The sequence below is a fragment of the Promicromonospora iranensis genome, from assembly GCF_028994775.1.
Classification (GTDB): domain Bacteria; phylum Actinomycetota; class Actinomycetes; order Actinomycetales; family Cellulomonadaceae; genus Promicromonospora; species Promicromonospora iranensis_A.
Window position 1 is genome coordinate 234,941 of record NZ_JAJQMN010000007.1, and the last position, 24,195, is coordinate 259,135.

General features: G+C 72.4%; 24 protein-coding genes. 9 read left to right on the forward strand and 15 right to left on the reverse strand.

All coding sequences use genetic code 11. From position 1 onward, the window contains the following. Positions 1-52: 52 nt before the first annotated feature. Complete coding sequence (gene kdgD / locus LUU90_RS15145) at positions 53-1,015, reverse strand: 5-dehydro-4-deoxyglucarate dehydratase (RefSeq protein ID WP_275004297.1); 963 nt, start codon at positions 1,013-1,015, stop codon at positions 53-55. A gap of 198 nt (positions 1,016-1,213) precedes the next feature. After that, positions 1,214-2,098, reverse strand: coding sequence for a LysR family transcriptional regulator (locus LUU90_RS15150; protein WP_275004299.1), 885 nt, complete (start codon positions 2,096-2,098; stop codon positions 1,214-1,216). 193 nt (positions 2,099-2,291) lie between these two features. Here LUU90_RS15150 and LUU90_RS15155 point away from each other — a divergent pair, with 193 nt between their 5' ends. The 4 genes from LUU90_RS15155 to LUU90_RS15170 are packed head-to-tail and all read left to right on the forward strand — an operon-like array spanning position 2,292 to position 5,844. Beyond that, complete coding sequence (locus LUU90_RS15155; protein WP_275004300.1) at positions 2,292-3,311, forward strand: tripartite tricarboxylate transporter substrate binding protein; 1,020 nt, start codon at positions 2,292-2,294, stop codon at positions 3,309-3,311. Positions 3,312-3,316: 5 nt separating this feature from the next. Beyond that, positions 3,317-3,862, forward strand: coding sequence for a tripartite tricarboxylate transporter TctB family protein (locus tag LUU90_RS15160; RefSeq protein ID WP_275004301.1), 546 nt, complete (start codon positions 3,317-3,319; stop codon positions 3,860-3,862). Between the two features lie 21 nt (positions 3,863-3,883). Next, positions 3,884-5,452, forward strand: a complete 1,569-nt coding sequence (locus LUU90_RS15165) for a tripartite tricarboxylate transporter permease (protein WP_275004302.1) — start codon at positions 3,884-3,886, stop codon at positions 5,450-5,452. Next, positions 5,449-5,844, forward strand: coding sequence for a universal stress protein (locus LUU90_RS15170; RefSeq protein ID WP_275004303.1), 396 nt, complete (start codon positions 5,449-5,451; stop codon positions 5,842-5,844). Before LUU90_RS15165 ends, LUU90_RS15170 begins: the two co-directional genes overlap by 4 nt. 86 nt (positions 5,845-5,930) lie before the next feature. Here the strand turns inward: LUU90_RS15170 and LUU90_RS15175 are convergent, their stop codons facing one another. Together LUU90_RS15175 and LUU90_RS15180 are read right to left on the reverse strand one after the other, a co-directional pair. Further along, the gene (locus tag LUU90_RS15175; protein ID WP_275004304.1) at positions 5,931-6,638 is read right to left on the reverse strand and encodes a FadR/GntR family transcriptional regulator; all 708 of its coding nucleotides are present in this window, start codon (positions 6,636-6,638) and stop codon (positions 5,931-5,933) included. Between the two features lie 15 nt (positions 6,639-6,653). Then, positions 6,654-7,787: an L-talarate/galactarate dehydratase gene (locus LUU90_RS15180; RefSeq protein ID WP_275004305.1), complete on the reverse strand. Its 1,134-nt coding sequence runs from the start codon at positions 7,785-7,787 to the stop codon at positions 6,654-6,656. An 80-nt stretch (positions 7,788-7,867) separates the two neighbouring features. On the opposite strand from LUU90_RS15180, the gene LUU90_RS15185 reads away from it, so the two are divergent. From LUU90_RS15185 to LUU90_RS15200, 4 genes are read left to right on the forward strand one after another with little or no spacing between them, the layout of a single operon-like run. Next, the gene (locus LUU90_RS15185; RefSeq protein ID WP_275004307.1) at positions 7,868-8,809 is read left to right on the forward strand and encodes an NAD-dependent epimerase/dehydratase family protein; all 942 of its coding nucleotides are present in this window, start codon (positions 7,868-7,870) and stop codon (positions 8,807-8,809) included. A gap of 52 nt (positions 8,810-8,861) precedes the next feature. After that, positions 8,862-9,266: an ArsR/SmtB family transcription factor gene (locus LUU90_RS15190; protein WP_275004308.1), complete on the forward strand. Its 405-nt coding sequence runs from the start codon at positions 8,862-8,864 to the stop codon at positions 9,264-9,266. Beyond that, entirely contained in the window at positions 9,263-9,994 is a 732-nt protein-coding gene (locus LUU90_RS15195) for a cation diffusion facilitator family transporter (RefSeq protein WP_275004310.1), read from the forward strand. Before LUU90_RS15190 ends, LUU90_RS15195 begins: the two co-directional genes overlap by 4 nt. Then, positions 9,987-10,919 carry a cation diffusion facilitator family transporter gene (locus tag LUU90_RS15200; protein WP_275004311.1) on the forward strand — a complete coding sequence of 311 codons (933 nt, stop codon included), beginning with the start codon at positions 9,987-9,989 and terminating at the stop codon, positions 10,917-10,919. Before LUU90_RS15195 ends, LUU90_RS15200 begins: the two co-directional genes overlap by 8 nt. A 75-nt stretch (positions 10,920-10,994) precedes the next feature. Here LUU90_RS15200 and LUU90_RS15205 read toward each other — a convergent pair whose 3' ends face one another. Continuing rightward, positions 10,995-11,615, reverse strand: coding sequence for a TetR/AcrR family transcriptional regulator (locus tag LUU90_RS15205; protein WP_275004312.1), 621 nt, complete (start codon positions 11,613-11,615; stop codon positions 10,995-10,997). A 93-nt stretch (positions 11,616-11,708) separates the two neighbouring features. On the opposite strand from LUU90_RS15205, the gene LUU90_RS15210 reads away from it, so the two are divergent. Then, positions 11,709-12,131: a nitroreductase/quinone reductase family protein gene (locus LUU90_RS15210; protein WP_275004313.1), complete on the forward strand. Its 423-nt coding sequence runs from the start codon at positions 11,709-11,711 to the stop codon at positions 12,129-12,131. A 47-nt stretch (positions 12,132-12,178) separates the two neighbouring features. Here the strand turns inward: LUU90_RS15210 and LUU90_RS15215 are convergent, their stop codons facing one another. From LUU90_RS15215 to LUU90_RS15260, 10 genes are all read right to left on the reverse strand, one after another. After that, entirely contained in the window at positions 12,179-13,303 is a 1,125-nt protein-coding gene (locus LUU90_RS15215; RefSeq protein WP_275004315.1) for an epoxide hydrolase family protein, read from the reverse strand. A gap of 66 nt (positions 13,304-13,369) precedes the next feature. Next, positions 13,370-13,636 (reverse strand): hypothetical protein, encoded by a 267-nt coding sequence (locus LUU90_RS15220; RefSeq protein WP_275004316.1) that lies wholly within the window; start codon positions 13,634-13,636, stop codon positions 13,370-13,372. Between the two features lie 67 nt (positions 13,637-13,703). Then, positions 13,704-14,801 (reverse strand): M6 family metalloprotease domain-containing protein, encoded by a 1,098-nt coding sequence (locus tag LUU90_RS15225; RefSeq protein WP_275004319.1) that lies wholly within the window; start codon positions 14,799-14,801, stop codon positions 13,704-13,706. 228 nt (positions 14,802-15,029) lie between these two features. Continuing rightward, positions 15,030-17,753 (reverse strand): beta-L-arabinofuranosidase domain-containing protein, encoded by a 2,724-nt coding sequence (locus tag LUU90_RS15230; protein ID WP_275004320.1) that lies wholly within the window; start codon positions 17,751-17,753, stop codon positions 15,030-15,032. Further along, positions 17,746-19,188, reverse strand: coding sequence for an aminopeptidase P family protein (locus LUU90_RS15235; protein WP_275004321.1), 1,443 nt, complete (start codon positions 19,186-19,188; stop codon positions 17,746-17,748). The genes LUU90_RS15230 and LUU90_RS15235 overlap by 8 nt, the downstream gene beginning before the upstream one ends. Continuing rightward, positions 19,185-20,477: an alpha/beta fold hydrolase gene (locus LUU90_RS15240; RefSeq protein ID WP_275004322.1), complete on the reverse strand. Its 1,293-nt coding sequence runs from the start codon at positions 20,475-20,477 to the stop codon at positions 19,185-19,187. The genes LUU90_RS15235 and LUU90_RS15240 overlap by 4 nt, the downstream gene beginning before the upstream one ends. After that, complete coding sequence (locus LUU90_RS15245; protein ID WP_275004323.1) at positions 20,474-21,325, reverse strand: ATP-binding cassette domain-containing protein; 852 nt, start codon at positions 21,323-21,325, stop codon at positions 20,474-20,476. The genes LUU90_RS15240 and LUU90_RS15245 overlap by 4 nt, the downstream gene beginning before the upstream one ends. After that, positions 21,322-22,212, reverse strand: coding sequence for an ABC transporter ATP-binding protein (locus tag LUU90_RS15250; protein WP_275004324.1), 891 nt, complete (start codon positions 22,210-22,212; stop codon positions 21,322-21,324). The genes LUU90_RS15245 and LUU90_RS15250 overlap by 4 nt, the downstream gene beginning before the upstream one ends. Next, positions 22,209-23,201 (reverse strand): ABC transporter permease, encoded by a 993-nt coding sequence (locus tag LUU90_RS15255; protein ID WP_275004326.1) that lies wholly within the window; start codon positions 23,199-23,201, stop codon positions 22,209-22,211. Before LUU90_RS15255 ends, LUU90_RS15250 begins: the two co-directional genes overlap by 4 nt. Further along, positions 23,201-24,193, reverse strand: coding sequence for an ABC transporter permease (locus LUU90_RS15260; RefSeq protein ID WP_275004327.1), 993 nt, complete (start codon positions 24,191-24,193; stop codon positions 23,201-23,203). Before LUU90_RS15260 ends, LUU90_RS15255 begins: the two co-directional genes overlap by 1 nt. Positions 24,194-24,195: the final 2 nt, after the last annotated feature.

Sequence of the window (24,195 nt, forward strand, 5' to 3'; positions counted from 1 at the left end):
CTCCTTCTGGGCGGTCGCTGTTCGTCTCGCTGATCGTCTCGCTGAGCACCGGTCAGCCGGCCAGCGCGGCTTTGTCGGCGGGGCGGACGTCGGCGGGGCGCACACCGGCGGCGTCGACCAGGGCGCCGAGGTCCGCGAGGTCCTGCTCGGTCAGGTCCTGCAGGGGCGCGCGGACGCTGCCCAGGTCCCGGCCCACCACCTTGAGGCCGGCCTTGACGATGGACACCCCGTACCCCTTGGTGCGGTCACGGATGTCGAGGTAGGGCAGCACGAACCGGCGCAGCTTCTCGGTGACCGCCGCGTGGTCCTGGGCCCGCACGTCGCGGTAGAACGCCAGGGCGAACTCGGGCACGAAGTTGTACATGGCCGACGAGTAGGTGCTCATGCCGAGCTGCAGCAGCGGCAGGGCGAACGTCTCCGCGGTGGGCAGCCCGCCGAGGTAGAAGAGCCGGTCGCCGTTCGTGGCGTAGACGCGGGTGAGCTGCTCGATGTCGCCGATGGCGTCCTTGAACCCGATGAAGTTGGCGTGCCGTTCGGCGAGGCGCGCCACGGTCTGCGCGGAGTACACGGCGTTGCCGCGGTTGTAGACGATCACCCCGAGGCTCGTGGAGGCGCACACGGCGGAGGCGTGCTCCAGCAGCCCCGCCTGGTCGCACTCGGTGAGGTAGGGGGGCAGGAGCAGGAGTCCTTCCGCTCCGGCGGCCTCGGCGGCCCGCGCGTTCTGGATCGCCTGGGCGGTGTTGCCGCCGGCGCTGCCGAGCACCGGGGTGCGTCCGGCGGAGGTCTCGACGGCGAGCCGCACCACACGGGCGGACTCCTCGGGGGTCAGGCTGAAGCCTTCCCCCGTGCCGCCCGCGGCGAAGAGGCCGCCGATCGGGAAGCTCGACTGCCAGTCGATGTGCTCGCGGTACAGCTTCTCGTCGATCTCCCCGTCCCCGGCGAACGGGGTGACGGGGAACGAGAGCAGCCCGTCCTTGAGGGCGGCGGCGAGCTCCTGGGGTGCATACGTGGCCACTGTGGCCCCTCCTGTGACAGACGTCGGCGATGGCGTGCTGGCGCCAACCTAGGAACCTCGAACGATGCCTGTCCAAGCCCGATCGTGCATCGGCTGATACCCCAACAACATCGCTGGCCTGCCCTCACCCGTTGAGTGCTGGCTATTTGTGGCATCGGAACGGTTCGACAGCGCAAATACCCAGCACTCAACGAGGGGTTAGTCGTGGGGTGGGTGGAGGGAGGTCAGGAAGCTGTGGAGGGCCGGGTTCTTCGACGTCCGGTCCCAGATGGCGTGCAGCTCTACGACGCCGTGCGGGACGTCGCCCAGTTCCACGAACGTCACGCCGGGCAGCCCCAGGAGCCGCGCCGACTCGGGGACGAACGCGACGCCGCGCCCCGCGGCGACCAGGGAGCACATGGTGAGGATCTGGCTGACGACGTGCACGACGTTCGAGTGCTCGACGGCGATGTACCGCACCACCATGTCGTAGAAGTACCGGGCCTTGGTGGGGTGGTGCCCGATCACCGGCTGCTCGCGCAGGTCGGTGGCCGCGACCGGCCGGTCCAGGAGGGTCAGCGGGTGCCCGTGCGGCACGGCGAGGACCAGGTCCTCCGACAGGAGCAGCCGGGAGTCGAAGCTGTCCTGGTCGAACGGCGGACGGCCGAGTGCGAGGTCGAGTTCGCCGCGCCGGATCGCCTCGATCTGCTCGACGGTGACGAGTTCCTGGAGGTCGAGGTCGACGTCGGGCATGAACTCGGCGATCTCCTGGACGAGGGTGCCCAGCAGGCTGAACCCGGACGCGGCGGTGAACCCGAGGCGCAGCACCCCGGCCCGGCCCGCCGCGATCCTCCGGGCCAGGGCGGGGGCGGCGTCGGCGGCGGTGAGCAGGCGGCGGGCCTCCTCCAGGAACACGGCGCCCGCCGTCGTCAGCTCGACATGGCGGTTGTCCCGCTCGAGGAGCGGGACCCCTACGGCGCGCTCCAGCTTCTGAACCTGGCGGCTCAGGGGCGGCTGGGTCATGTTGAGCCGCTCGGCGGCGCGGCCGAAGTGGAGCTCCTCCGCGACGGCCAGGAAGCAGCGGACCTGATCGAGGGTGTACACGATACCTTCCGAGAATCAAGCAATGCAGTAAGAGGCTTAGACAGGCATCGTAAGTGGTTCCTATGCTCAACGCCCGACCGGGATATGCCTTTCCGTCTGTCATGTGCGGTCCTCGAACCGCTCCCAGACCTCGATTCTTGCCCGATCGCAGTGATCCGAACTCAATGACCCGATCTCAACGAGGAGAGCCGTGATGACAACTCTTGCCCCCAGGACCTTGCGTACCCGCAGGGTCTTGCTCGGCGCCGGTGCCGCCTTTGCCGCCCTGACCCTTGCCGCGTGCGGCGGAAACGTGGCCGGCGGGGCGGACGCCGCGGGTGCCGACTTCCCGACGGGCCCCGTGACCATCACCGTGGGCCAGGATGCCGGCGGCTCGACCGACCTCATCGCCCGCGCCGTGGCCGACGGCATGGCCGAGGACCTCGGCGTGTCCGTACCGGTGGTCAACCGCGCCGGCGCCAACGGCGCGCTCGCGACCGAGGAGGTCGCCGCCAAGCCCGCCGACGGCCACGAGCTGATCCTGCTCAACGCCTCCCTCATCACGATCACCCCGCTGGCGGTGTCCGACGACGAGGCGGTGAGCCTGGACGACCTCGAGGTGTTGGCCGGCCTGTCCCAGGACGACTACGTGCTGCTCGCCAGCGCCGACTCCGGCTTCGAGACCTTCGACGACCTGAAGCAGGCGTCCGGAGACGTCACGTACGGCACCACCGGCGTGGGGACCGGCTCCCAGCTGGCACAGGCGGTCCTGTTCGCGCAGGCCGAGGTCGAGGGCACCGCCGTCCCGTTCGACTCGGGCTCGCCCGCGCTCACCGCCGTCGTCGGCGACCAGGTCCAGGTGGCCACCGTGCAGCTGGGCGAGGCCAAGTCGCAGATCGACGCCGGGAACGTGGTGCCGCTGCTCGCCTTCTCGGCCGAGCGCAACCAGTTCCTCCCGGACGTGCCGACCGCCGTCGAGGAGGGCTACGACGTGCCCGTCTCCCAGTACCGCGCCGTCGCCGCACCGAAGGGTCTGCCCGAGGACGTCAGGACCCGGCTCGTGGAGTCGATCGACGCCGCGATCGCGACGGAGACCTACCGGTCGTTCAACGAGAACAACCTGCTCACGCCGCACGAGATCTCCGGCGAAGAGGTCACCGCGGAGTGGACGGAGCTCGCCGAGAAGTACCAGGCGCTCACCGACGAGTACGACATCAGCCTCGCGGAAGGCTGACCGGCGTGGAGAGCGCAGCCGTGCGGACCACCGAGCCGGTCGAGCCGGAGCCCACCGAGCCGGAGCCCACCGGCTCGGAGCCGGTCGAGGCCCTGGCCGACGACGCCCCGCCCGCCGCCGGCCCGGTGGCCAACCTGGCTGCGTGCCTGGTGACCGCCGGCGTCGGCGGGGCAGGCGCGGTGGCGGCGGTGGGCCTGGGCCTGGGCACGCCGGCACAGCCGGGCGCAGGGCTCTGGCCCCTCGCGGTCAGCGTCGCCGTGGTCGTGCTGTCCCTCACCCAGGCGGTGGTCGGACGCCGGGGCGGGGACGGCGAGAAGTTCTCCCGCTACTCGTGGCTCTCGCTGGCCGGCCTCGCGACGCTCCTCGGGCTGGTGGCCCTGCTGCCGGTGATCGGCTTCGAGATCCCCGCCCTGCTGCTGAGCCTCGTGTGGATGAAGTTCCTCGGCGGCGAGTCCTGGCGCTCCGCCGTCCTGTACTCGGTGCTCGTCGTCGGCGCCCTCTACGCCGTCTTCGTCGGGGCGCTCGGTACGAACGTCCCGCACCTCTTCTAAGGGAATCTCCGAGGGAATCACGTGGAATCGCTGCAGAACGTCCTCGCCGGGTTCGCCGTCGTGCTGGAACCGACGAACCTCCTGTACTGCCTGGTCGGGGTGGTCATCGGCATGCTCATCGGCGTGCTGCCGGGCCTCGGCCCGGCGGCGACCATCGCCATCCTGCTCCCGCTGACCTACGGCGTCGAGCCCGTCACGGCCATCATCATGCTCGCCGGGATCTTCTACGGCGCCCAGTACGGCGGCACCATCACCTCCGTGCTGCTCCGCCTGCCCGGTGAGGCCAGCTCCGTCGTCACCGTCCTGGACGGGCACGCGCTCGCCCGGCAGGGCCGGGCGGGCACGGCGCTCGGTGTCGCCGCGGTCGGCTCGTTCGTGGGTGGCACGGTCGCGATCATCGGGCTGACCTTCCTCGCGCCGCTGGTAGCGGGCTTCGCCCTCGACTTCGGGCCGCCCGAGTACACGGCCCTCGCCCTGCTGGGCATCCTGCTGGTCTCGACCATCGCGTCCGGTGCCCGGGTCAAGGCCCTGATCGCCGCCGCGATCGGCCTGCTGCTCGCCACCATCGGCCGCGACGCCTTCACCGGGGCCGAACGGTTCACGTTCGACAACCTCAGCATGGCCGACGGCATCGACTTCGTACCCGTCGCCATGGGCCTGTTCGGTCTCGGCGAGATCCTCTACAACCTGGAGGAGCGGCACCGGGCGGTCCACGCACCCGGCAAGATCGCGAACGTCTGGCCGTCGCGCAAGGACCTCAAGGAGTCCTCGGGCGCCGTGACCCGCGGGTCCGTGCTCGGGTTCTTCCTGGGCATCCTGCCCGGCGGCGGCGCGACCATCGCCTCCATGGCGGCCTACGCCGCCGAGAAGAAGCGCGCCAAGGACCCGAGCCGGTTCGGCAAGGGCGCCATCGAGGGTGTCGCCGGCCCGGAGACGGCGAACAACGCCGCCGCGACCAGCTCCTTCATCCCGCTGCTCACCCTCGGCATCCCCGCGAACGCCACCATGGCGCTCATGTTCGGCGCGCTGCTCATCCAGGGCATCACGCCGGGCCCGCAGCTCGTGACCGAGCACCCCGAGCTGTTCTGGGGCGTCGTCAACTCGATGTACATCGGCAACGTGCTGCTGCTCATCATGTCGATCCCGCTGGTCGGCGTCTTCGTCCGCATCCTCCGGGTGCGGGCGGCGATCCTCGCGCCCGTCACCGCGCTCATCACCATGATCGGCGCGTACACGATCAACAACTCCGTGTTCGACGTACTCCTGGTCGTCGTCTTCGGCGCCGTCGGCTACCTGATGAAGAAGTTCGGTTTCGAGCCCGGGCCGCTCGTCCTGGCGTTCGTGCTCGGCTCCCTGCTCGAGTCGAGCCTGCGGCGCTCGCTGCTGATGTTCGACGGGTCTGCCGCCGGCTTCTTCACCCGGCCCATCTCCGCGACGCTGCTGGTCGTGTTCGTGGTGGTCGCCGTGCTGCCGCTGGTCCGGTCCGTCCGTGAACGGCGGGCGGCCCAGAACCCCGCGCAGGACCGTTCCGCGCAGGACCGTTCCGCGCAGGACCGTTCCGCGCAGAACCGAGAGGAAGAGTCAGTATGAGCATCGTGGTCGGCTACGTCCCCACGCCCGCAGGGGAGGCCGCCGTGCAGGCGGCGATCACCGAGGCCCGGCTCCGGGACGAGGACCTCTTCGTCGTGAACTCGGCGCGCGAGGGCGCGGTGGTGGAGACCACCGTCGCGACGACGGAGGACCTCTCGCGGATCCTCACGCAGGCCGACGACGCCGGGGTGCGGGCCGAGGTGGTGCGCGGCACGCACCGTGAGGACTTCACCGACGAGATCCTCGACCTGGCCGAGAAGCACGACGCATCGCTCATCGTGATCGGCCTACGCCGTCGCAGCACGGTGGGGAAGTTCATCATGGGGTCGGTGGCCCAGCGCATCCTGCTCCAGGCCGACCACCCGGTGCTGGCGGTCAAGCCTGCGCGCTAGCCGACCGCCCTCCGCCCTCGGCCGTCGCCCACGTTGACCACAGCCGTCGCTGCTATGAACAGTCCGTTCGGCAGCAACTGCTGTGGTCAACGCGGGCTGTTCGGGGTGGCTGCCGCGGACTCCTCGAGGAGCCGGCGGCGGGAGCCCGCCAGGTGGACCCGCATCGCCGCCGCGGCGGCGAGCGGGTCCTGCGACTCCAGCGCCGCGAGGACGGCGCGGTGCTCCTGCACGACGGCGGTGAAGCGGCCGGCGTCGTGCCCGGCGCCGTCCAGGCGGCCGCGCGGCATGGCGATCATCTGCGGACCGAGCCGGTCCAGGGCCTCCAGCAGGAACCTGTTGCCGGCGGCCTCGGCCACGAGCCGGTGGAAGGCGAAGTCGTGCTGCATCGCCGTCGCCGGGTGACCGTCGGACGACGCCAGTGCGTCGAGCCGGTCGGCCAGCGCGGCGAGCTGGGCGGACGTGCGGCGGGTGGCGGCGAGCGCGGCGGCCTCGGCCTCCAGCGCCAGGCGGTACTCGACGAGGGCGAGCCGGTCGTCGAGGGAACGGGCGAGCGGTGCGCCGCCGTCGGCGTCCTCGGCCGGGGGAGTGAGCGCGTAGCTGCCGCTGCCCCGCCGGGTGTGGACCAGGCCCTCCAGGTTCAGGCGCGCGATCGCCTCGCGGACGACCGTGCGGCTGACCTGGTGCTCGGCCGCCAGGCGCGGCTCGCTCGGGAGCTTCTCGCCCGGCGCGATGTCGCCGTTGACGATGCGCGAGCGCAGCGCCTCCACCAGGGTGCTGCTCAGGGTCTGGGCCATGTGCTCATGCTTCCATCAGCGTTGCCCGAAGGTCGCGGTGTCCGTGGTCCAGGCGCGAGCCTGCTCGCTGAACGTGACACCCAGGCCCGGCCGGTCCGGGACCAGCATCCGGCCGCCGGAGGTCTCCAGGCGCTCGTTGAAGAGCGGGTCGAGCCAGTCGAAGTGCTCCACCCACGGCTCGCGCGGGTAGGTCGCGGCCAGGTGGAGGTGGATCTCCATGGCGAAGTGCGGCGCGAAGCCCAGCCCGGCCTGGTCCGCGAGCGTGAGCAGCCACAGGAACTGAGTGATCCCGCCGACGCGCGGCGCGTCCGGCTGGATGATGTCGCACGCCCGCGTCGCGATGAGGCGCTCGTGCTCGGCCACCGACGCGAGCATCTCGCCGGTGGCGATCGGGGTGTCCAGGGCGGCGGCGAGCGCGGCGTGACCCTCGGCGTCGTAGGCGTCGAGCGGCTCCTCGATCCAGTCCAGGTCGAACTGCTCCAGCCGGCGGCCCATGCGCAGCGCGGTGGTGCGGTCCCACTGCTGGTTGGCGTCGACCATGAGCGGCACGTCCGCGCCGATGTGCTCGCGGACGGCCGCGACGCGCGCCAGGTCGGTGGCGCCGTCGGGGAGGCCGACCTTGATCTTGATGCCGCCGATGCCCTCGGCGATCGAGCGGCTCGCGCGCTCCTTGACCTCCTCGATGCTCGCGTTCAGGAACCCGCCGGAGGTGTTGTAGGTGCGCACCGAGTCGCGGTGCGCGCCGAGCAGCTTGGCCAGCGGGAGGCCCGCGCGCTTTGCCTTGAGGTCGTACAGCGCGATGTCGATCGCAGCCAGCGCCTGGGTCGCCACACCCGAGCGGCCCACCGACGCGCCTGCCCACAACAGCTTCGTGTACAGCTTGGCGATGTCGTTGGGGTCCTCGCCGACGGCGGTCTGCGCCACCTCCTTGGCGTGCGCGTACTGGGCGGGCCCGCCGGCGCGCTTGGAGTAGGAGAAGCCGAGGCCTTCGAACCCCTGCTCGGTGGTGATCTCCGCGAACAGGAAGACGACCTCGGTCATCGGCTTCTGGCGGCCCGTGAAGACCTTGGCGTCGGAGATGGCGGTGGCCAGCGGCAACGTGACAGTCGAGAGCTGCACGGTCCGGATGGCGTCGGGCTGGTACGTCATGGCGCTCCTTTGCGGCGAGGTTCGGAGTGAGCATACAAGTTGCAGACCTGTATGACGAATATGGATGGCACCCTGAGCCCATGACCACGCATCTCGTCGTCGGCGCCGGGCCGGTCGGCGCCGCACTCGCACACCGGCTCTCCCAGGCCGGACGCACCGTCCGCGTCGTGACCCGCTCCGGCGGCGGCCCCGACCTTCCCCGCGTCCAGCGGCTCGCACTGGACGCGACCGACGCGTCGGCGCTCGCCGCGGCCGCCCGCGGCGTCGGCGTCGTGTACAACTGCGCGAACCCCGGGCCGTACCCGGAGTGGGAGCGCGGCTGGCCGCCGCTGGCGACGTCCGTGCTGCACGCGGCCGAGGCCTCCGGCGCGGTGCTCGTCAGCCTCGGGAACCTCTACGGCTACGGGCCGGTCGGCGGGCCGATGACGCGCAACCGGCCGCTCGCGCCGTCGAGCGCCCTGGGCGAGGTCCGGGCCCGGGTCTGGCAGGAGGCGCTCGCGGCGCACCAGGCCGGACGCGTGCGTGTCACCGAGGCGCGCGCCTCCGACTACATCGGGCCGACGGTGCCCGTCTCGCACGGGCTGCTGCCCAGGTACGCGGCGTCGACGCTGGCCGGGAAGACGGCGGCGGTCATGGCGGACCCGGACCAGCCGCACACCTGGACCGCCGTCGACGACGTGGTCTCCACCCTCATCGCGCTCGGTGCCGACGACCGGGCCTGGGGCGAGCCGTGGCTCGTGCCGTCGAACCCGCCGGTGTCCGTCCGCGAGGTGCTGCGCGAGCTCGGCGCACGGGCAGGCACGGGGGAGCCGCGGCTGCGGCAGGTGCCACGCATCGCGCTGCGGGCCGGTGGTCTCGCCGCGCCGTTGGTGCGGGAGGCGCTGGGCGTGCTCTACCAGTTCGACAGGCCGTTCGTCGCGGACGCCACCGAGACCAGCAACGTGCTGGGCATCCGGCCGACGCCGTGGGACACCATCCTGGACCCGACGGCCCGAGCCTGGCGCGCCCGCGCACAGTCCTGAACCGGGGCGGCTGCGGACTGCCGTGGTGAGGCGCTCCTGTTAGCATCGCTATATGGCGATGACAGAGACTGCTGGCGATCATGCCCTGGACGGCCCTGCGGCGATGGCGGTGGCGGCCTGCCTGTTCCACGGCTTCTCGGACCCGTCGCGGCTCGCGATCCTGCGACACCTCGCCCTCGGCGAGCATCGCGTCGTCGACCTGACCGGGCACCTGGGCCTCGCGCAGTCGACGGTGTCCAAGCACCTGTCCTGCCTGCGGGACTGTGGGCTGGTCGACTCCCGGCCGCAGGGCCGGGCGTCCGTGTTCTCGCTGACCCACCCTGAGGCGACGCTCGCGGTGCTCGAGTCCGCGGAGCGGCTGCTCGCGCTGACCGGCGACGCCGTCGCGCTCTGCCCGGTCTACGGGGTCGACGGCTCTGCCGCGCACCCGTCGGAGTCGGAAGCCGCGGTGGCGTGAGCTCGCAGAAGCAGCCGGCGCCCCCCAGGCAGCCGGAACCGCAGACGACGGAGCGGCTGACGCGACGAGGCCTGCGGCTGGCCCAGTTCACCGTCGCCTACAACGTCGTCGAGGGTGCCGTCGCGATCACCGCGGGCGTCGTGGCCGGGCTGGTCTCGGTGATCGGGTTCGGCATCGACTCCGGGATCGAGTCGATCTCGGCGGTGCTGGTGGGCCTGCGTCTGTCCGCCCGGCTGCGGCACGGGGAGGCCGACGAGCGCAAGGAGCGGCTCACCCTGCGGCTCGTCGCGATCACATTCTTCCTGCTCGCGGGCTACGTCACCGTCGAGGGCGTCCGCAGCCTCGTGGTCGGCGAGACTCCGGAGAGCTCGCCCGTCGCTGTCGGGCTGCTGATCGCGTCGCTCGTCGTCATGCCGCTCCTGGCCGAGGCCAAGAGGCGTGTCGGAGTGGCGCTCGCCGACCCGCTCATCCTGGCCGACGCCGCCGAGACCCGGATCTGCGTGCTGCTCTCCGTGTCCACGCTGACCGGCCTCGTCGTCTTCGCGCTCACCGGCGCCGGCTGGGTGGACGCCGTGGCCGGGTTCGTGATCGCGGCGTTCGCCATCCACGAGGGCCGCGAGGCGTGGGAGGGCGAACTGGCGCACGACCACAGCCAGGGCCATGATCACGAGCACGACACCAAGCACGACCACGACACTGACCACGGGAAGGCCGCAGTCGATGGCTGACCACCAGCACCACCACGGCGCCCACGGCACGACAGGCGGCGAGGGCAACCGGCGCCGCCTGGCGGTCGCGTTCGGGATCACGGCGGTGGTCTTCGTGGCGCAGGCCGTCGGGGCCGTGCTCACGGGCAGCCTCGCGCTCCTCGTCGACACCGCGCACATGCTGACCGACGTCGCGGGCCTGGCCATCGCGCTGTTCGCCGCGTCGCTCGCGCTGCGGCCGCCGTCGCCGCGCCGCACGTGGGGGTTCCTGCGGGCGGAGGTCCTGGCCGCGCTGGCCCAGGCTGCCGTGCTGCTCGCCGTCGGCGTCTACGCCCTGGTCGAGGGAGTGAGCCGCCTGGTCGGCCCGGCGCAGGCGCCCGGTCCGGGTCTCCTGGTGTTCGGCATCGTGGGCCTGGCCGGGAACGTCGTGGCGCTGCTGGTGCTGGCGGGCGGCAGGTCGGCGTCGCTGAACCTGCGCGCCGCGTTCCTGGAGGTGGCGAACGACGCGCTCGGGTCGGTGGCGGTGATCGTGGCCGCCGTCGTGATCGCGACCACCGGCTGGCAGCGCGCCGACGCCGTCGCCGGCCTGGTCATCGCCGTCCTGATCCTGCCGCGCGCCGCCAAGCTGCTGGTCGACTCGGCGAACGTGCTGCTGGAGTCCACGCCCGCGGGTATCGACCTGGAACAGGTCAGGGCCCGGCTGCTCGAGGTGGAGAACGTCGAGGCGGTGCACGACCTGCACGCCTCCCTCGTCGCCACCGGCGTGCCGACCATCAGCGCGCACGTCGTGGTGCGGGACGCCTGCTTCCGCGACGGGCACGCGCCCCCGGTCCTCGACGCCCTCCAGCGGTGCGTCGCCACCGAGTTCGACGTGTCCGTGGAGCACTCGACCTTCCAGCTCGAGCCCGCCGAGCACGCGCGGCACGAGGCGCCGACGCACGCCTGACGGTGCCCGACCCAGGTCGACGTCGGACCAGCATCGGACCGGACCGGACCGCACCGCGCCGCGCCGCGCCGCCGGTCAGTCCGCCGCCGTGCCTGCCGGACCGCAGACACGCTCGACGAGGTAGCGCCAGCCCGCCTCGAAGCGGTCGGTGCGCGCCGTCCGGTACTGCTCGGGGGCGTCGAAGATCTGGAGCAGGAGCGGACCTTCCAGCGCGGACGCGAGCTGGCCGGCGAGCAGGTCGACGTCGGCGTCCGGCAGGTCGAGCTCGCGCAGGAGCACGTGGATGTGGATCTGGGACAGCGGCGGGCGTCGGCCGCTCACCCGACGGCCCTCGGTCGCGGCGCGCGCGATGGCCTGGTTCTCCGCGAGGAAGCGGATGCGGGCGGAACCGTAGGCGATGAGGCGGTCGACCGGCGGAGCTCCGGGACCGAGGGGCGGCGGGCCCGAGAGGATCTCCTGCTGCAGCGCACGCTCGTTGTCGTCTAGGAGCGCCTGGAAGATGCCCGCCCTGGTCCCGAACCGCCGGAACACCGTGCCCTTGCCCAGCCCGGAGCGCTCGGCGAGACGGTCCATCGTGAGGCTGTCCGGTCCCGCCTCGGCCAGGAGCTCGCGCGCAGTGGCGAGCAGCCGCTGACGGTTGCGCGCCGCGTCGGCGCGCTCGGGCGGCGGAGCGCCCCACGTCAGCGGTGTACTCATTCCCGGATGCTATCGGGAATCGCGTAACCGGGGTAAAGTCCGGTTAGTCGACCGGTGCGGCCGACCGAGACTGTGGAGGATGAGATGGCAGACATGAACACGCAGGTCATCGAGGCGTTCCGGGCCAACGCGGGAGTGTTGGGCGACGACGTCGCGGGCGGGCACTTCACCGGGAAGCGCCTGGTGCTGCTGCACCACGTGGGCCGGGTCAGCGGCACGGAGCGTGTGACCCCGCTCGTGGCCGCGACCGACGGCGACGCCTACCTCGTCGTCGGGTCCCTGGGCGGGGCGCCCGACGACCCGGCCTGGGTGGCGAACATCGAGGACGGCCCCGGCGAGACCACCATCGAGGTCGGGGACCAGACGCTTCGCGCGGCCACCACCGTGGTGCGGCCCGGGCAGCCCGACTGGGAGCGCCTCTACGGCATCTGGGCCGAGTACTGGCCGGACGCCAAGGAGTACGAGAAGAAGACGGACCGCCAGTTCCCGGTCATCCGGCTCGAGCCCCAGGCCTGACCTCCGGTCCGGTCGGACCGGCCCGTCCGGTCCGGTCGGGCCCGACCTCAGCCGACCGAGCGGACGAACTCCCGCACGCGCGCCGCCATCTCGGCCGGCACCTCGGCCACCGTGAAGTGACCGCCCTCCGTCAGGCGGTCGAACACGCGCAGGTCGAGGTAGTGGCGGCGTGCGAGCGCCTCGGGGTAGGTGGCCTCGTGGCGCTGGATCAGCACGGCCGCGGGCACCGTCGTGGGCGGGATCGGGTCCGGCTGGTCGGCGCCCTCGTAGTACGGCCGGAACGACGAGCCGATCGTCTGGGTGGCCCAGTAGATCGTCGCCTCCGTGAGGATGCGGTCGCGCGAGATGCGGCGCTCCACCGCCCGCGGATCGCCCGGCGGCGTGTCGCTCCACTCGACCAGCTTCTCGGCGAGCCACCCCAGCAGGCCTGCGGGCGAGTCGTTGAGTGCCGTCGCGAGGGTGTCGGGCCGGGTGGCCTGCACGTGGCCGTAGGCGCCGTCGGTCTGGTGCTTCGCGGCGATGCCGTCGAAGAACTCCGTGACCTCGGGGTCGTCGAGGGCGGCGCGCTCCTCGCTGGTGGGGAAGTGGGCGTGCGTGGCCACGATCCCCGCCACCTGCTCGGGGTAGCGGGCGGCGATGAGGTCGCTGACGTTCGCTGTGACGTCCTCGCCGTACGTGAAGTACCGGTCGTAGCCCAGCACGTCCGTCATCAGCGCGTGCATGGTGGCGGCCAGCCGCTTCTCCGACACCGGGCCGGAGGCGTACGGCGAGGAGAAGCCGAACCCGGGCAGGCTCGCGACCACCACGTCGAAGTCGGGCAGCAGGTCGGCGAAGTCGAGCTGTAGCGCGAACGTGTGCGGCCAGCCGTGCAGCACCAGGAGTGCGGGGGCGTCCGGCCGGTCCGCGCGCAGATGGGCGAAGTGCAGGTCGACGTCGCCGATCTCGGCGACGAACTGCGGGTGCTCGTTCAGCCAGGCCTCGCGTGCGCGCCAGTCCCAGCTGATCCAGTGGTCGACGAGCTCGCGCAGGTAGCCCGCGGTCATGCCCGACGCCGGGCGCCGGGGTGAGTCGTCCAGGATCCGGCTCCGGGCGAGACGCTCGCGCAGATCGGCGAGGACCGGGTCGGGGACGTGGACCGTGAAGGGGCGCGGGTTGGTCGGCGGCTCGCTCATGAGGACGACGCTATGCCGAGCCACTGACATCGACGGGGAGGACCCGCTGCCCGGGAGGGTCGTTGCCTACGGGGCCGGTGGTGCGGCTCGCTCGAGGAGTGCCCGGGTCGCGGCGTCGATGTTCTTCACGAGCTTGTGCACCCCGTCGAGGAAGATGACGAGGCCGACCAGGAAGAGCGTGAGCCCGACGATCACGGCCGGCGCCGAGACGGCGGGGCCCCAGATCATGAGCGCTGCCCCCAGGATCAGCCCGCCCAGACCGAGAGTGATCGGACCGGCGGACCGGTGGGCCGTCGTCGGCCATGTCGTCGCCTGCTGAGTCGTGTCGGTCATGCCCCACATCGTCGTGGCCGGGGAACGCCCTGGCCAGAGGCTGGCCGGGTGAACCGCGCACCGCCCGTCAGGGGGTCAGGGAGACGGTGAGCATGTGTGCCGGGGCCTTGTGGAAGGTGAGCACGGCGCCCGTCGTCGGCTCGGTCCAGGACGTGCCCGGGGCGAACGGTGCGTCGTCCAGGCCGTCCGCCGATCCTGGCGTCGAGTCGATCACCCGGACCGGGCCCTCGCCCGAGCTCACGGAGGTGTCGACCGTGTAGACGAGGGCGCCGCTCGCAGCGATGTCCCGGTCGTAGCCGATGGCCTGCCGGTTCTCGACGACGACGGCGCGGGTCGCCGACACCGGGTACACCAGCATCCTGTCGCGGCCCGGGTGCGGGTCGCCCGACTCCGCGACAGGGCTCAGCCGGGCGCGGGTGGCTCGCTCGGGAACCGCGCAGACCACCTGCTCGTCGTCGAGCCAGCCGAGCTGCCACCGGTGCCAGGCGAGGTACTCCGGAGCCTGCCCCGAGATCAGGCCCATCAGGTCCCAGCCGCCGGCCGCCGCGTGCCAGTTCCCCGGGTCCTCCGGTGGCGCCTCGAACAGGTACAGGTCGGGCAGGCCGAGGCTGTGCCCCGTCTCGTGCGCCAGGACCAGCCCGCCCCAGCGCCACTGGTCGTACCCGAACGTGACGGCGTGCGTGAGGTGGTTGCCGTCGGCGGTGACGTCCAGGAAGTTCGTCGTCGGCGAGTAGGTGATGTTCGGCGCCTGCTTCGTGGCGGACACCCAGACCACGTCCACGTCGGAGAAGTCGAAGGTGTCGTCGGCCGCCGCTATCGCGTCGCCGATGTAGCGCACGTGGTCCTCGTACGTCAGCCCTCGTTCGAACGGGTAGGCGGTGGACGGCTCGGGCATGCGTACCCAGCCGTCCGACGTCGTGGTGGTGACCTCGAGCCGGCCACCCGAGACCCGTTCCAGGTACTCGATGCCCGACGCGAGGTTGGCCTCGGCCTCGTCGAACGAGCCGGCGGGCGCCGGATGGTCCTCGAAGTCGACGAAGAGCTGCGCCGCCTTGAGCGTGCCGACCGCGGGGAGCGCCTGCTCGTCGACCGGGAAGCCGGAGCCGAGCCCGTCGACGGCGGCGGGCAGCTGGCAGTCCGCCGCCGAGGCGGGCTGTGCTGCCACGGGGAGGGCTGTCGCAGGGACGACTGTCGCGGCGGTCCCGAGCAGCCCCAGGGCCAGACCGGCGGCCACCGCGCCGCGGACAGCAGGGCGGACAGTTTGGCGGACAGGAGGGCGAGTTCGGCGCTGGACGTGCTGGTGCATGAGGTTCCCAACTCCTTCGTTGTCGTGCTCGTGCGGCTGTAGCTCTCGTGCGGTTCCCGGACTCGTGCGGTTCCCGGATTCGTGCGGTCAGCCGGCAGGCGGGAGCTCGAGGGTCCGTACCGGCTCCTCGTTGCCCGCCCGGTCGGTGGCGGTGAACTCGATGACCTGTGGCGTGTCGCCCAGGGCGCGCGTGAACGGTTCGCGGAAGGTCGCCCAGAACGTGTCCGGTCCCTTCCACCGGATGCTGTCCACGCCGGAGACGTCGTCCGTGGCGGCGAGGTTGATCTCGACGCCCCGCGGGCCCAGTCGCCGGGCGGTGGCGGTGGTCACGGGCGGCGTGGTGTCGACGCTGATCTCGCTGACGACGTGCCGCTCGCGCCCGTCGCGGTCGACGGCGCGCGCGGTGACCGTGTGCACACCGTCGCCGAGGCGCAACGGCTCCGGTCCGGCCGCGACCCAGGGGCCGTCGCCGACGCGGACCTCGACGGTGGGCTCGCCGACGTCGGCCCGCCCCGTGACGGTGAGCTCGGCCGGCCCGTGGTACCAGCCCGTGACGCCGGGCGCCGTGGCCGGGACCACCTCGACGCGGGGCGCCGAGCCGTCCCGCGCCGCGGTGGGTGCCTCGGCCAGGAGCGCGGCCTCCTCGCGCGCGGCCTCCGCCTCGGCCGCACCCGCTGCCCCGCCGACGCCGTAGCCCGCGTCCCGCCCGACGCCGGAGCGTGCGGCGGCCCGCAGTACGTCGGCGGCCTCGGCCGCGCTCAGCAGCCCGAGCCCGACGAACTCGTGGGCCGTGCGCAGCACCGCCCGGAGGAACCCGGCCCGCGAGGGGAAGCCGCCGTCCGACCAGAGGACGTCGAGGAACGTGCTGCCGTCCCGGCGGGCCACGTTCGGCACGCCGGAGTCGGCCCCCGGCCCCGCGAACGCGATGCGGCCGTCCGACCGGCGCAGGTACATGTGGTACCGGGCGTCGGACCCGGACCATGCGGGCTCCAGCACGAGGTCACCGAGCCGCCACGTCCCGTCGTCGTCCGGTGTGAGCGGGGCGTCGAGCGTCCCGTCGAGGCGCCGCCAGGTCGCGGCGGCCACCGGGAGCCAGGTGGTGGCGGCGCTGCGTGCCAGCAGCACCGTCGGCCCGAGCTCCAGCGTCACCAGGGAGGTGTCGTCGGGCGCCGGGACCTCGCGGAGGGTCAGCGGCATGCGGATCTCGACCACGGTGCCCGGGCGCCAGTCGCGCCGCAGCGAGACGTACCGCCCGGGGACGGCGTCCACGGGCTGCGGCTCACCGTCGACGGTCACGGTGACGGCACTTCCGGGCCCGTTGGTGACCCAGCCCGGGACCCGCAGCCGCAGGTCCAGGTCGCCGGTGGCGTCCACACGGATCCGGCTGCCGCCCTCCAGCGGGTAGGCGGTCTCCTGGACGAGGCGGACGTCCTGCTCGGCCCAGTGCACGGCGGAGGCCAGGTAGAGGTTGACCCAGACGGTGCGGTCCGCGCCGGCCACCGACCGGAAGTAGACGGAGTCCTGGTACTTGACGTGGTTCTCCAGGCCCGTGCCGCCGCAGCAGGTACCGACGTTGTCGTACTCGCGCAGCGCCCCCGGGTGCACCGGGAACATGTACGTGACCTCCGGGGAGTCGTCCGAGTCGACGTCGCGCCGCGAGCCGAGGACCTGGTTGGTGACCGCCCGCTCGTAGTACTCGGCGTACCGGGGATCGCCGGTACGCCCGAACAGGGCACGGGCGAGCTTGAGCATGTTGTACGCCACGCAGGTCTCGGCGTTCCGGTTGCCGATGTCGCCCGCGACGGCGCCCGCCGGGCCCCACAGCTCGTTCTCGCCCGAACCCCCGTGCGCGAACGTGCGGCCCGGGACGAGCATGTCCCAGATATTGACGACAGCGTCCAGGTAGCGGGCCTCGCCCGTCAGGTCGTGCAGGCCGAGATAGCCCAGCAGTGTCGCGGCGTGCTGGTTGGCGTGCATGCCGTCCAGCACGTCGCGGCCCGACGCCGCGGCGTCCAGCAGCGAGTCCAGGTCGAAGAGCCGAGCGGTCTCGACGAAGCTCCTGTCGCCCGTCAGCACCGCGAGGTCGCACAGGACCTCGTTCATGCCGCCGGCCTCGCCCGCGATGTAGAGGGACCACATGTCCCGGCGCTGCTCCGCGGGCAGCACCGAGAGCCGGCCGTGCACCCACCGCCCCATGTCGGCGGCGATGTCCAGCGCCGTCCGCGACCCCGCGTGCCGGTACGCGTCGAGCAGCCCGGCCATGATCTTGTGGCACGTGTAGTACGGCGCCCAGATCTCGCCGTACGGGGCGAGCCCTTCCAGCCTGGAGAACTGCCACTCGCCGTAGGCCGCGAGGAACCCGGGATGGCTGTAGCGGCCCGACGCCGCGAGCGCCTCCTGGACCTCCCGCAGGCCCTCGACCATGTGGTCGACCTTCTGCTTGAGGATGGCCTTCAGCTCGGCCTGCTCGACGGCGTCGCCCGTACCGCCGTGGGCGAGGGCGAGCATGGACAGGAAGTGGCCCGCGTAGTGGCCGCGCAGCAGGTTGGCGGTGGGCGCCGCCGCGCGTCCCGGGTACTCGTCGGGGCCCCAGGGCTCCTCGTCCGGGTGGCCGAAGTCCTCCCAGCCGCCGGGCGGTAGCGCACCGCGTGTGTCCAGGCCGGCGTTCGCCCGGAAGACGGCGAGCATCCGGTCGACCGGGTAGGTGCGCGCCAGGTGCAGCATCCGGTCCCGGGCGCGCGTGAAGATGCCGTCGTGCAGCGTGACGGCGCCGAGCGGGAACTGCTCGGCGACGGTGATCGGCTCAGGCATCGCCGATCCGCTCCGTGGTCCAGCGCTCGATGCCGGCGGCGTCGATGGGGAGGGCGTCGGACAGCACCTCGGCGCCGTCGGCCGTGACCAGCAGGTCGTCCTCCAGGCGGACGCCGATGCCGCGCAGCTCGGGTGGCACGGTCTCGTCGTGCGCGTGGAAGTACAGGCCCGGCTCGACGGTCATGACCACGCCCGGCGCCAGGGGCGCCGCCTGGTAGGTCGGGTAGTCGGAGTGGGCGCAGTCGTGCACGTCGAGCCCGAGGTGGTGGCCGATGCCGCAGACGAGCCAGCGCCGGTGCTGCTGCCCGCCGGGGGAGAGGGCCTCGTCGACGGAGACGTCCAGGAGGTCCCAGTCGTGCAGCCCCTGGGCGATCACCTCCATCGACGCGAAGTGGAAGTCGAGGTACTCGACCCCCGGGCGGATCTGCGCCATCCCCGCGCGGTGCGCCTTCTCGACCAGGTCGTGCACCTCGCGCTGCACCGGGCTGAAGCTGCCCGACGGCGGGATCGTCCGCGTCACGTCCGCCGTGTACAAGGAGTTCGCCTCGACCCCCATGTCGAGCAGCAGCGGCATGTCGGGCAGCACCGGCCCGTCGCAGCGCACCCAGTGCAGGGTCGGCGCGTGCGGCCCGGAGCCGACGATGGTCGTGTACCCCGGCCCGTTGCCGAACGTGCGGGCGTGCCGGTCGAACGTCCCCTGCAGCCAGCGCTCACCCAGCCCGCCGATCGCGCGCGGCAGCTCGGCGACCACCGCCTCGAATCCGCTCACCGTGTGGTCGACGGCCTCGCGCAGCTGGGCGATCTCCCAGTCGTCCTTGATCATCCTCAGGTCCGAGAGGGCCCGGGCCAGGTCCTCGGACGGCTTCAGGCCGAACCGGCGCACCAGGGCGTCGTCGACCGACGGCGCCGCGAGCGCCCCGTCCATCGTCCCGAGCACCGTGTCGAGCGCGGACAGCGGCTCGACGGCGATGCCGAACGCCTCCGCCCAGTCGGACAGGTCGGGCGACGGGCCGACCCAGAGCTCGCCGTAGGCGGCGTTGCCGAAGAACGCACTGTCGCCCGGCTTGGCCGGCGGCGGCAGGTAGAGCGTCGCGTCGTGTCCGCCGCCGCTCGCCCGGAGCACGAGCACGCCGTCCTCGGCCTGCGCGCCCGTGAGCCAGACGAAGTCGCTGTCGGCGCGGAACCCGTACTGCACGTCACCGTTGCGCAGGCTCGCGCGTCCAGCACCTACCACGACGTCGCTCGCGCCGATCCGCTCCGACAGCCGGCGGCGGTGCTCGGCGGCGGCCGCCGGAGCTCCGGGGGTCACCGGCACGACGACGTCGGGCGCGCCCCAGCCCTGCTCCATGTGGGCGTTGAACGCCGCGCTCTCGACCAGCCGGGGCGCGCGGGTGCCTGCGTAGGGGGGCCGGCCAGGGTTGGTGTGATGGCTCATCGGATCTCTCCTCCTCGGTCGCGGACCAGCTCCCGCAGCCGGGTGAACACCCGCGGGTCGCCGATGCCGTCGTGCTCGTACTCGTTGGTCACCCACGCCTGCGACGACCCGACCCGCGAGAGCGTGGCGAGCTGCAGGCCGGAGTCGACGAACATGTCGTCGTGATAGACCACCGCGGCGACCGGCACCTCGTTCGCAACCAGGCGGTCCAGGTCGTACAACGGCGGCCAGTCCGGGCGCGCCGCCAGCTCGTGCACGGCGGGCGCGAACGGCCGCAGCAGGCGGATCTCCTCGAACATCCACGGGAACGCCATCTCGCCCGTGAACAGCAGCGGACGGCGGTCCGGGCCGAACTCCGGCCGCCGGTCCCGCTCCGCCTGCGCCGCCCATGCGAGCGGCCCGTTGCCGCCGTGCCCGTAGATCGACTCCTGCAGCGTCCAGAACAGCGGGCCGTCCGCCTGCGACGTCCGCACCATCGCCTCCTGCAGGAACCCCGCCGACAACCGGCCGGGCCGGGCGAACGCCTTCTCCACCAACCAGTGCAGCCGCTCGGGCCCTGGCTTCATGCCCAGGTCGATCCCCATGGACTGGAACCGGTGCACGGTCAGCACGTCACCGTCCGGCAGCCGGACGTCGCCCTCGGCGAGCCGGTCCGCGACCGCCGCCACCGCGCCGTCGTCGGCCGGGTAACGCCGGTAGAACTCGCCGGTGCGCGCGGCCACCCGGCCGAACGTCCGGCGGTACACCTCCGCGGCGTCCGGCGGCGTACCCGGCACCCCGCCCGCGACGTAGCACGCGCGCAGCGCCTCCGGCGCGACCGACAGGTAGGTCAGCGTGATCCAGCCGCCGAAGCTCTGCGCGAGCGTGGCCCACGTCCGCCCGCCGTACACGCGCGCCCGGACCTCCTCCAGGTCCGCGACGATCGAGTCCGCCCGGAAGCACGCCAGGAGGTCCGCGCCCTCGCGCGCGCCCAGCCCCGCCAGCACCGCACCGTCCAGCGGCGTGCTGCCACCCGTCCCGCGCTGGTCCACCAGCACCACGCGGTAGTCGCGCAGTGCCACGTCCAGCCAGCCGTCCCGCCGCAGCGGGCGCGGGTTCGCGCCGCCCGGACCACCCTGCAGGTACACCAGCAGCGGCAGGTCGTCCCGGTCCTCAGCCGGATCCACCAGCTCACGGACGAGCAGCTCCACCTCCCCGGACAGGCGACCCGACCGGTCCAGCGGCACCGCGAGACGGCGCTCGCGGACGCCGACGCCGCGGAGCAGGTAGGACGTCCAGCCCGCGCTCATGAGGTGGCCCCCGCGGACCGGCCCGCGTTCGCCCGCCGCTGCCGCTCCCATTCGGGGCGGATGCGCGGGACGGCGTCGAGCAGCTTGCGCGTGTACTCGTGCCGCGGCGCGTCGAAGACGGCGTCGCGCGCACCTTCCTCGACGACCTGCCCCTGCGTCATCACCGCCACCCGGGTGGCGATCTGCCGCACCACCGCCAGGTCGTGCGCGATGAACAGGTACGTCAGGCCCTCCTCGCGCTGCAGTTCACGGAGCAGGTTGATGACCTGCGCCTGGACCGACACGTCGAGCGCGGAGACCGCCTCGTCGCACACCACGACCCGCGGGCTCACCGCCAGCGCGCGGGCGATCCCGATGCGCTGCGCCTGCCCGCCGGAGAACTGCGCGGGGTACTTCTGCGAGTGGTCGGGGTCGAGCCCCACCCGCTCCATGAGGGAACGGGTGAACGCGCGGGCGCCGCCCGGGACCGGCCGCTGCTGGTAGAGCAGGGGAGCGGTGACGATCCGCTCCACGGTGTGCCGCGGGTTGAGCGAGGAGAACGGGTCCTGGAACACGACCTGCACCTCGCTGCGGAAGCGGTTCAGCGCGGACCGCTTCAGCGCGGTCACGTCCTCGCCGTCGAGCTCGACCGTGCCGGACGTGACGTCCAGCAGGCGTGCGGCGAGCCGCGCCGTCGTCGACTTGCCCGACCCGGACTCGCCGACCAGGGCGAGCGTCTCGCCCGCGCGGATCTCGAAGCTCACGTCGTCCACCGCCCGGAAGGTGGCCGGACGGCGCAGCAGGCCGCCGGTACCCATGACCGGGAACTCCTTGACCAGGTTCGTGGCTCTCAGGAGCGGCTCGCTCATGCGGGACCTCCGTTCTCGGTGGCAGTGTTCTCGGTGGCCGGGCTCGTGGTGGCAGCATCCGGCACCACGGCGCGCAGCTCGCCGATCTCGTCGTCGATGCGGGGTACGGCGTCGAGCAGCGCCTGGGTGTACGGGTGCCGCGGGTCGGTGAAGATCTGCTCGACGGCGCCCCGTTCGACGCACACACCGTCCTTCATGACGACGATGTGGTCGGTGATCTCGCTGACGACCGCCAGGTCGTGCGTGATCAGGACGAGGCCGGTGCCGGTCTCGCGTCGGATCTCCTGGAGCAGGTCCAGGATCTGGGCCTGCACCGTGACGTCGAGCGCCGTGGTCGGCTCGTCGGCGATCAGCAGCTCCGGCTCGGTGCTCAGCGCCATCGCGATCATGACGCGCTGGCGCATGCCGCCGGAGAACTGGTGCGGGTAGTGGTTGACTCGCACCGCGGCGTCGCGGATGTGCACCCGCTCCAGGGCCGCGATCGCGATCTTGCGCGCCGCCCGGCGGGTCACGCCGGGGCGGTGGGCGCGGTACGCCTCCTCGATCTGGAGCCCGACGGTGTAGTACGGGTTCAGGGAGGACAGCGGGTCCTGGAAGACCATGGCGACGCGGTCGCCGCGCACACGGCGCAGGTCGGCCTCGGACATGCCGACGAGCTCACGCCCGCGCAACCGGACGCTCCCGGTGCGGCGCGCCGCCCGGGGCTGCAGGCCCATGATCGCGAGGCTGGTCATCGACTTGCCCGAGCCGGACTCACCGACGATGCCGAGCGCCCCGCCGGGCTCCAGGTCGAGGTCCAGCGACTTGACCGCGTCGAGCGGGCCGCGCGGCGTGGGGAAGGTGACCGTCAGGTCGCGCACCTCGAGCAGCATGGGATCGGTCGTCATGCGTTCACCCGCACTCTCGGGTCGATGGCGGTGTAGACGACGTCGACCACCATGTTGCCGACGACGACGAGGAAACCGGCGAGCAGCGTGACGCCCATGATCACCGGCTGGTCGTTGCGGGCGATGGAGTCGGCGGCCATCTTGCCGACGCCGTTGATCCCGAAGACCGTCTCGGTGATGAGCGCCCCGCCGAGCAGGCCGGCGAAGTCCATGCCGAAGATCGTCACGATCGGCGTCAGGGCGGGGCGCAGGGCGTGCCGCCGCCACACGAGCGACTGCGGCAACCCCTTCGCGTAGGCGGTCCGCACGTAGTTCTCCCGCAGCACGTCGAGCACGTTGGCGCGGGTGAGCCGCGTGTAGGCGGCCGCGTACCCGATCGCGAGCACCATCCACGGCATCACGAAGTTGAGGAACCACTGCACCGGGTCGTCGGCGAACCGGACGGCCTGGGGGAACGGCAGCCACTGGAGCTGGACGACCAGCACGTACTGCAGCACCAGCGCGAGCACGTAGTTGGGGATCGACATGCTCGTGAGCGTCAGCCCCGTGGTGAACCGGTCGAGGAAGGTGCCCTCCTTGACGGCGCTGAGGAGCCCGCCGACGAGGCCGGCCAGCAACCACAGCACGGCGGCACCGATCGCGACGGTCGCGGAGACCGGGAGCCGCTGCACGATCATGTCCCAGACCGCCTGGCTGGACTGGAACGAGTAGCCGAGGCACGGCGCCGCGCACTCGACGGCGCCCGCACCGTCGCCGTACGTGCGGCCCGCGAAGATGCCGACGACGAACAGGAAGAACTGGGTCCAGAAGGGCTGGTCCAGCCCGAGGTTGCCGCGAATCTGGTCGATCAGCTCCGGGGTGCAGTTCTTGCCGCAGATCTGTACGGCCGGGTCGGGCGAGAGCGCGAAGAAGACCAGGTACGTGAACAGGCACACCAGCAGCAGGACCATCAGCCCGGACGAGACACGGGTGAGGAGGAACCGGGGCATCAGCGACCTTCCTGGGCGTCGACGACGGCACGCAGCCGGTCACCGAGCACGGTGAACGCGAGCACGAGCAGGAACAGGCACATGCCGGGCACGAGGAAGTACGCGGGGTCGACGGCGTACCACTTCACGGAGGCGGCGATCATCTGCCCCCAGCTCGGCGCGGGCGGGACGACGCCGACACCGAGGAACGACAGTCCGGCCTCCGTGCCGATGAAGCCGGGCACGGCGAGCGTCGACATGACGATGATCGTCGAGCGCAGGTTGGGCAGGATCTCGCGGAACACGATGCGTGCCCCGCTCGCCCCGGCGGCCCGCGCCGCCTCGACGAACTCGCGCTGCGCCAGCGACATGGTCTGGCCCCGGACGACGCGGGCCAGGTAGGGCCAGCCGAAGACCGAGATCACCACCACGAGCAGCGTCGACCGGTTGCTCGCCGGCAGCGCGGACAGGACGGCGATCATGAAGATGAGCGCCGGGAAGGCCATGAGGAAGTCCATGACCCGCGACACGACGAGATCGACGCGCCCGCCGAAGTAGCCCGCCAGGAGCCCGAGCGAGACACCGAGCACGGTGGTCAGCAGCGTCGCCGACAGTGCGATGCTCATGGACACCCGGGCGCCGTAGACGATCCGGGCGAAGATGTCGCGTCCGCTGCCGGGCTCGACGCCGAGCCAGTGCTCCGCGCCCATCCCGCCCCACGGCCCGATCGGCATGCCGCCCAGGTTGGGGTCGATGGCGGTCTGGTCGAACTCGTAGGGCGTCCAGCCGCTGATGGAGGTCAGGACGGGCGCGAAGATCGCCACGAGGGTCACGAGGACGATGTAGCCGAGCCCGAGCATCGCGCCGACGTCGCGGCGCAGGGCCTGCCAGGTCCCGCCGGCACCGGCCTGGACGGCGCCGGCAGCCTGGGTGGCCGCCGGCGCCTCCGCGGTGTCGTCGGCCCCGGCCCCGCCGGCCGTGGCGGCCGTGAGGTCTGTCTGGGGTGACGTCATGG

Bases quoted from the DNA above. Each gene is read 5' to 3' on its own strand.
- LUU90_RS15155 (WP_275004300.1), top strand. From the start codon at position 2,292: ATGACAACTCTTGCCCCCAGGACCTTGCGTACCCGCAGGGTCTTGCTC.
- LUU90_RS15170 (WP_275004303.1), top strand. From the start codon at position 5,449: ATGAGCATCGTGGTCGGCTACGTCCCCACGCCCGCAGGGGAGGCCGCC.
- LUU90_RS15175 (WP_275004304.1), bottom strand. From the start codon at position 6,638: ATGGCCCAGACCCTGAGCAGCACCCTGGTGGAGGCGCTGCGCTCGCGC.
- LUU90_RS15180 (WP_275004305.1), bottom strand. From the start codon at position 7,787: ATGACGTACCAGCCCGACGCCATCCGGACCGTGCAGCTCTCGACTGTC.
- LUU90_RS15185 (WP_275004307.1), top strand. From the start codon at position 7,868: ATGACCACGCATCTCGTCGTCGGCGCCGGGCCGGTCGGCGCCGCACTC.
- LUU90_RS15190 (WP_275004308.1), top strand. From the start codon at position 8,862: ATGGCGATGACAGAGACTGCTGGCGATCATGCCCTGGACGGCCCTGCG.
- LUU90_RS15200 (WP_275004311.1), top strand. From the start codon at position 9,987: ATGGCTGACCACCAGCACCACCACGGCGCCCACGGCACGACAGGCGGC.
- LUU90_RS15205 (WP_275004312.1), bottom strand. From the start codon at position 11,615: ATGAGTACACCGCTGACGTGGGGCGCTCCGCCGCCCGAGCGCGCCGAC.
- LUU90_RS15210 (WP_275004313.1), top strand. From the start codon at position 11,709: ATGAACACGCAGGTCATCGAGGCGTTCCGGGCCAACGCGGGAGTGTTG.
- LUU90_RS15215 (WP_275004315.1), bottom strand. From the start codon at position 13,303: ATGAGCGAGCCGCCGACCAACCCGCGCCCCTTCACGGTCCACGTCCCC.
- LUU90_RS15220 (WP_275004316.1), bottom strand. From the start codon at position 13,636: ATGACCGACACGACTCAGCAGGCGACGACATGGCCGACGACGGCCCAC.
- LUU90_RS15230 (WP_275004320.1), bottom strand. From the start codon at position 17,753: ATGCCTGAGCCGATCACCGTCGCCGAGCAGTTCCCGCTCGGCGCCGTC.
- LUU90_RS15235 (WP_275004321.1), bottom strand. From the start codon at position 19,188: ATGAGCCATCACACCAACCCTGGCCGGCCCCCCTACGCAGGCACCCGC.
- LUU90_RS15240 (WP_275004322.1), bottom strand. From the start codon at position 20,477: ATGAGCGCGGGCTGGACGTCCTACCTGCTCCGCGGCGTCGGCGTCCGC.
- LUU90_RS15245 (WP_275004323.1), bottom strand. From the start codon at position 21,325: ATGAGCGAGCCGCTCCTGAGAGCCACGAACCTGGTCAAGGAGTTCCCG.
- LUU90_RS15250 (WP_275004324.1), bottom strand. From the start codon at position 22,212: ATGACGACCGATCCCATGCTGCTCGAGGTGCGCGACCTGACGGTCACC.
- LUU90_RS15255 (WP_275004326.1), bottom strand. From the start codon at position 23,201: ATGCCCCGGTTCCTCCTCACCCGTGTCTCGTCCGGGCTGATGGTCCTG.
- LUU90_RS15260 (WP_275004327.1), bottom strand. From the start codon at position 24,193: ATGACGTCACCCCAGACAGACCTCACGGCCGCCACGGCCGGCGGGGCC.